The following is a 5902-nucleotide window of genomic DNA, read 5'->3' as shown; positions in this document are numbered from 1 at the left end:
CAATCTCCGCCAAGCATGCTCAAGCTTCACGATTTTTGCAACAGAGCCACCTGCTTGTTTCTTATTCATGCTTGCTGTCTCGGCCTGATCTGATAGGCCCAGTCGGCCCGAAGCTGCGATTTTGGCCAGGTTGAAGAACGAACACTGAACGCTTGATTGATTCTACCAGGACCGTTGCTGACCACCGACCTCGTAGATATCGGCTTCCATGGAGCAATTGTAGCTCTCTGCGATGTTGAACATCTCGGAGAGGAGGCTTTGGATTTCCTCATCAAGGGAAATGCCATCCGGATCGGGGTCATAGGCGACGGTCAGTTTGTAATCACAATTGCCGTTTTTTACCATGGCGTAGTCGCGTTCCAGCATCGCCTCAATCCGCTCCCGAGCGGGTTTTCTACCTCTTCCACGCTTGTTGAAGTTCTCGATAATCAGATGCAGGGCGATGCTGGCAGTGGGCGGCTTTTCCGGCAGTTTGGTCTGTGACGGAATAATGTCGAGCGCCCGATAGACGGTCATTCTTGAGATCTTGAGGTCGCGCGCGACGCTGGCCTTGCTCGCGCCGGCGGTGATCCGGCGTCGGATTTCATCGTCATCGATGTTTTTCTTCCGGCCTTTGTAGACGCCTTCGGCGCGCGCCGCTTCGATCCCGGCGCGCTGACGATCCTTGATGAACTTCAGCTCCATATCGGCGACCATGCCGAGTATGGTGATGACCATTCGCCCCATGTCGCCCGCCGTCGTCACCTCTGGCTCAAGGATGCGCAGCGAAGCTCCCTTTTCATCAAGCTCATGCACCAGGTTCAGGACATCGCGCGTGGAGCGGCCGAGCCGGTCGAGCCGCAGCACGACCAGCTCGTCGCCGGTGTGCATAAACTGCATGATCGTTTCCAGTTCCGTGCGCCCGCTCCGCGAGGCCCCCGATCCGGTCTCGGAACGGATAATTTCGCAACCTGCATTCTTGAGGCGGCCAATCTGGATATCCAGATCCTGGTCCGTGGTGCTGACGCGGGCATATCCGATACGAGCCAAGTGCAAAATCCGTCACATTAGGGTGGCTCTTGCAGTGTATCGTCACATTGAGCGCAAACCCACCCTTTTGTGACAGACGAATGGTGTCACTCGGCCCTATCACTCTGGGGTGTACCCAAATGTTATAGGCCGATCAGCCGCCTCACGCTGCAAGCCGTCCAAAATCAATCCGGTCGTTCAGGTCGAGGTCGAAGCGGCCATAAGGGTTCACATGACTGTAGATCAACGGCGTGAGACCACGATAATCTTCCGGCGTCATCCGCCCCGCCCACTTCGGCTCAACCAGTACGGTCTGAAGCATGCGGGTGTTCACATACACCAGCGACGCTTGCAGGAGGTGTAGCGCCAGAACGGAGATTCCCTGCTCATGGATGCGGTTGGTGGCGATCTCGCCGCCCTTGCCGAAGAACACGAAACCATTAGCGCCGTTCCAGTTCTCAACCACATTCAGCCCTTCGTGGATCTCGCGGCGGAATGCCTCCTGACGCAAATACCGGCATAGGAAGATTGTTTTGACCGCGCGGCCGAGTTCACTCAGCGCCTTGTAGGTCGGGTGCATCACTTCGGCTCTGGCAAACCGGAGCAGGATCGCTTCCGGATCGGCGGTGCGCGATTGCATGGCAGCGGCATATTTGACCATTTCGTCATATTGTTGCTCGATCTCGTCCCAGTCGATCGGGCTGGAGAGGATCGGCAGTAAATTGGAAAGCCGCGTGCGCATGCCGGCTTGGGGAAGGGCCAGTTTCTGGCGTGCCACTGCTTTCAGCCGCGGGGCAAGCTCAAATCCAAGGAGTCGGCAGAACGCAAAGCCGACTGCGCTCTGGCCGTGGCTATCGACGTACTGGCGCTGGATTTCCATGTCGGTGCAATGGCGTAGCACGCCTTCGATCATGGAGGCGACCTCCGAGGAAGAGCACCGCTTGAGCTGGGAATAAACGCAGGTCGCGCGCTTCTCCACATGTCAGTAGATCATGACGCCCCGGCCGCCATAGCGGGCGTGCCATTCCGTCATCAGGTTGCGGTCCCACGCGCCGAACTTCGTTGAATCGGACGCGCATGCCGTGCCCGCATCTCCCCATACTGCGGCATTGCGGATTGCCAGTGTCGCGTTTGCTACCCGCGCGCACGCCTCCCTCAGCGCTGGCGCGTGGATGAAACGGCGATGGACATGCAGCAATTCCTCGTAACTGACATCGGGTGTTGCGCCAGCGACCCGCTTGAGCCCGGCGTTCGTGCCCAAGCCATAGAGACACAGCAAAAGACGCTGAGCCAAGGCTGCTTTCGACAGGGTAACCCGCGAGGCCGACGTTTCGAAAGCATCCATCAATCCCGTGTCCAGAGCAGCCTCTTTCAACACGTCCAGCAGTCCGGTCATCGGCCAGCGCTGACCGATCTCGCTTTTGATCGAAGCGAGACCCTTCGGTTCGGGCAAGGGCTTGAACGGTGTAATCGATATCCGGTTGTCGCCGCGCCACAGGAGCCGGACCTTGTCGTTTTGTGGAATATTGGCATTGAGGAGCAACAGTTCCCGTTCAAGCTCCTCCCGGATCGAGGCGCAAAACGCCTGCGCATCTGGCGTCAGGCTGAGGCCGGAATAGTACGCCTCTCGCCTGATCTCGAAGTCCTTGGGAAGATCGTCATCGGGATTGCGATAGCGATCCGCCCCGACCACCCAGATTTCTTTGGAGCGGATGCGGTCGCGCAGTTGCGTCAGGACGCAAAGCTCATAGCTGATCCGGTTTACCCGCCCATCGTCATCAATGACGGAACTGCGCCATCGCGCTGGAATCACCTCATCGATCGGAACATCCTGCAATGGCACGAAGCGGCATCCGCCATCCACCTTGCTCCTGATCCAGTCGAGGGCCGCCAGGACCGGCCGCCACACCGCGTTGTTCGACCGGAACTCAAGTACGGAAAGCAGGCTTGGCAGCATACGGCGATAATGATTGGCCCATGACCTCCGCATCACCTTGTAGATCCGCCGATCCAAGGCGCCCTTTGCCTGGCTTTCCTTGATGATCGCCGCCAGTTTGTCCTTGCCGGCGATTGGGAAAATGACATCGCAGATGCGCCCCGATGGTTCATTGATCGAGGCGCTGGCGATCTCGACCAGCAGGCTATAGCGCGACGATCTGGATGAGAGGCGGGCGTCAATCAGGATGAGAACAGATTGTCGCGACTGTTCCTGTTTGGCTGTGTTGATTGACGCTGGCAAGAGCTATTGGGCGGGTTGATTGTCGCGGAGCGACATTTCGTCGACGGCTTTGATTGTCGCGTAGGTTGGTGGTCTGCCGGCCTTTGATTGTCGCTGGATGGCAGCTCGGCGGCGGTAGCTCTCGACGTTCATCTCGAAGATGGTGGCGTGGTGGACAAGGCGATCGACAGCTGCCAGCGTCATGGCAGGATCGGGGAAGATCCTGTTCCATTCGCCGAAGGGCTGGTTTGCCGTGATAAGCATGGACTTGCGTTCGTAGCGGGCACTGATCAGTTCGAACAGAACAGAGGTCTCGGCCTGATCCTTGGCGACGTAGGCCAGATCGTCGAGGATCAGCAGATGATATTTGTCGAGCTTGGTGATGGCAGCTTCGAGCGCGAGTTCGCGACGTGCGACCTGGAGCTTTTGGACAAGGTCAGAAGTGCGGGCGAACAGGACGCGCCAGCCATTTTCGATGAGGGCAAGGCCGATGGCGGCGGCGAGATGGCTCTTTCCTCCGCCCGGCGGCCCGAACAGGATGAGGTTGGCGCCCTGTTCGAGCCATCCATCGCCAGAGCACATCGCGGTCACCTGAGCGCGCGAGATCATCGGCACAGCATCGAAGGCGAAGCTGTCGAGGGTTTTGCCCGCAGGCAACCGGGCATCGCTCAGATGCCGTTCGATCCGACGTCGATCGCGCTCAGCCATTTCATGCTCAGCGATGGCAGCAAGCAGGCGTGCACCAGGCCAGCCCTCCTTGTCAGCCCGTTGCGTGAAGTCGGGCCAGACGACCTTAATCGCGGGCAGACGCAACTCGTTGAGAATGAAGCTCAGGCGCTGGGCGTCGATATTATGGGAAGCGTTGCTCATGCGGCCTCTCCCATCAGCAAGGCATCGTAATCGCTCAGAGGACCGAGCTGAACGACTACATCGGGCAGAGCGGCCGGATCGGGCGCAAAGCGCACCCGCAATGCGTTGATGTCAGGTAGTCGGTTGGCTTCGAGATCCTGGGCCAGCAAATCAGCAAGCTCAGCTTCGCAGGCCCGCTCATGCGCCATGCTCAGCAACTCGACCATCAGGCGGCAGGCGTTGCGTTCTGGCATGGCATCGGTCAGCCGTTCGAACATCAGCCTGTAGGCATCCCGCGGGAAGAGCTGGTCCCGATAGGACAATCGCATCAGCGCCATGGGTTTGCGCCGCAGACTATGGATGACGTGACGATAGTCGATCCTCCGACCGCAAACGCCGGAAGCGACGCGGATGCGGGGCAAGGTGAGGAGGAAGGTGCCGCCAAGGAACAGGTCGATCCGATCATCATAGAGCCTCACGCGCACCCGGTGTCCGATCAGCCGCGAAGGTACGGTGTAGAAGACCCGACGCAAGGTGAAGCCGCTGGCCGAGGTGATGGTGACGATAGTCTCCTCATAATCCCTCGTACGCCGGTCTGGCAGTGGCTTGAGGGCTGCGCGCTCGGCATCGATGCGAACTGCGTTGCGCCGGTTCTTGCGGGCGACGATCTCCTCAATGAAGCAGCGATAAGCGTCCAGATCGTCAAAGTTGCATGATCCTCGCAGCAGCAGCGCATCGCGGATTGATGCTTTGAGGTGACCGTGCGCGCTCTCGATCCCGCCATTCTCGTGGGCGATGCCGCGATTATTGCGGGTTGGGATCATGCCATAATGTTCGCACAGAGCATCATAGCGCGTGGTCAGGTCTGCTCGCGCTTCGGCATCGAGATTGCGGAACGCCGCTGACAGGCTGTCGCTGCGGTGCTCGCCCGGCGCACCGCCCAACGCCCAGAGCGCGTTTTGAAGGCCTTCGGCCAGCGCGACATAGCTCTCCCCGCCCAGGATGACGTGGGCATGTTCGAAGCCCGACCAGATCAGCCGGAAATGGTAAAGCCGATGATCGAGCGGTTCGCCGGCGATCGCTACGGCAAAATCACCCATGTCGGTGAAGTCCGACAGACCCATGCGGCCCGGTTCATGGGCCTGGCGGAAGATCACTTCCTGCTCGGGACCATGCACTGCCCGCCAGGATCGAATGCGCCGTTCCATCGTGCGCCTGACGCCTGGATCGAGGTTAGGATGGCGACGGCGCATCTCTTCGTAAATCGCCACTGCCCGCAATCCCGGCGATGCCTTGAGCAACGGTACAATCTCATTCTCGAAAATATCGGCAATCGGATCGGCGCGGCGGCGGCCCCGTGGCGCATCTCGCTGCATTGGCAGCATCGGTTCGTGGGCAAGGCGATACCCGGTCGCGACGCTGAAGCCTGCCTTTACGGCAGCAGTCGCGATAGAATGGGTCTGTCGAAGCTTCATAAACAACCTCATCTGATGATCGTTGACGTGGCGACCTGACACTCACGGCACCTCCCTCGACGTGGAAATGCCCATGAATATCGGGTCGGTCCCGACCGTCAGCAGCCCTTTTAGAAAGGGCCATCGGCTGCTGGTGTGGCGCCTACGGGCTTCGGGCTACGCCCTCCGCCCTTCGTCGCCACACCAGCAGCCGATTCTCATCTTGATTGTCGCTGCGTTCTCATCCTGTTTGTCGCCGCGCAAGCAGGCGCTCCTTTCCATAGACCCGCTCGATGTCTTTCGCGATATCGCCCACCACCTTGCGTTTCGAGCGCGTTCCGATCTTGTGAACGGTTTCGATCAGCAGGTCGAT

Annotated in this window: 3 protein-coding genes and 1 pseudogene; all 4 read right to left on the bottom strand. The window is 59.4% G+C overall.

Features of this window, described 5'->3' with window-relative positions:
* Positions 1 to 162: 162 nt before the first annotated feature.
* Positions 163 to 1029 carry a recombinase family protein gene (locus IQ35_RS20405; RefSeq protein ID WP_145076119.1) on the bottom strand — a complete coding sequence of 289 codons (867 nt, stop codon included), beginning with the start codon at positions 1027 to 1029 and terminating at the stop codon, positions 163 to 165.
* A 142-nt stretch (positions 1030 to 1171) separates the two neighbouring features.
* A pseudogene (locus IQ35_RS21675) lies at positions 1172 to 2965 on the bottom strand (Tn3 family transposase).
* A gap of 285 nt (positions 2966 to 3250) precedes the next feature.
* The gene (istB, locus tag IQ35_RS20395; protein WP_129927245.1) at positions 3251 to 4096 is read right to left on the bottom strand and encodes an IS21-like element helper ATPase IstB; all 846 of its coding nucleotides are present in this window, start codon (positions 4094 to 4096) and stop codon (positions 3251 to 3253) included.
* Positions 4093 to 5592 (bottom strand): IS21 family transposase, encoded by a 1500-nt coding sequence (gene istA / locus IQ35_RS20390; protein WP_422396779.1) that lies wholly within the window; start codon positions 5590 to 5592, stop codon positions 4093 to 4095. The genes istB and istA overlap by 4 nt, the downstream gene beginning before the upstream one ends.
* Between the last annotated feature and the right edge of the window lie 310 nt (positions 5593 to 5902).

The organism is Sphingobium wenxiniae (assembly GCF_007830065.1).
Taxonomy (GTDB): Bacteria; Pseudomonadota; Alphaproteobacteria; order Sphingomonadales; family Sphingomonadaceae; genus Sphingobium; species Sphingobium wenxiniae.
The sequence above is the reverse complement of the archived record's forward strand: the minus strand, read 5'-3'. Positions and strand labels throughout refer to the sequence as shown.

Coding starts and splice junctions, on each gene's coding strand:
- istB (WP_129927245.1), bottom strand. CDS start 4,096: ATGAGCAACGCTTCCCATAATATCGACGCCCAGCGCCTGAGCTTCATT.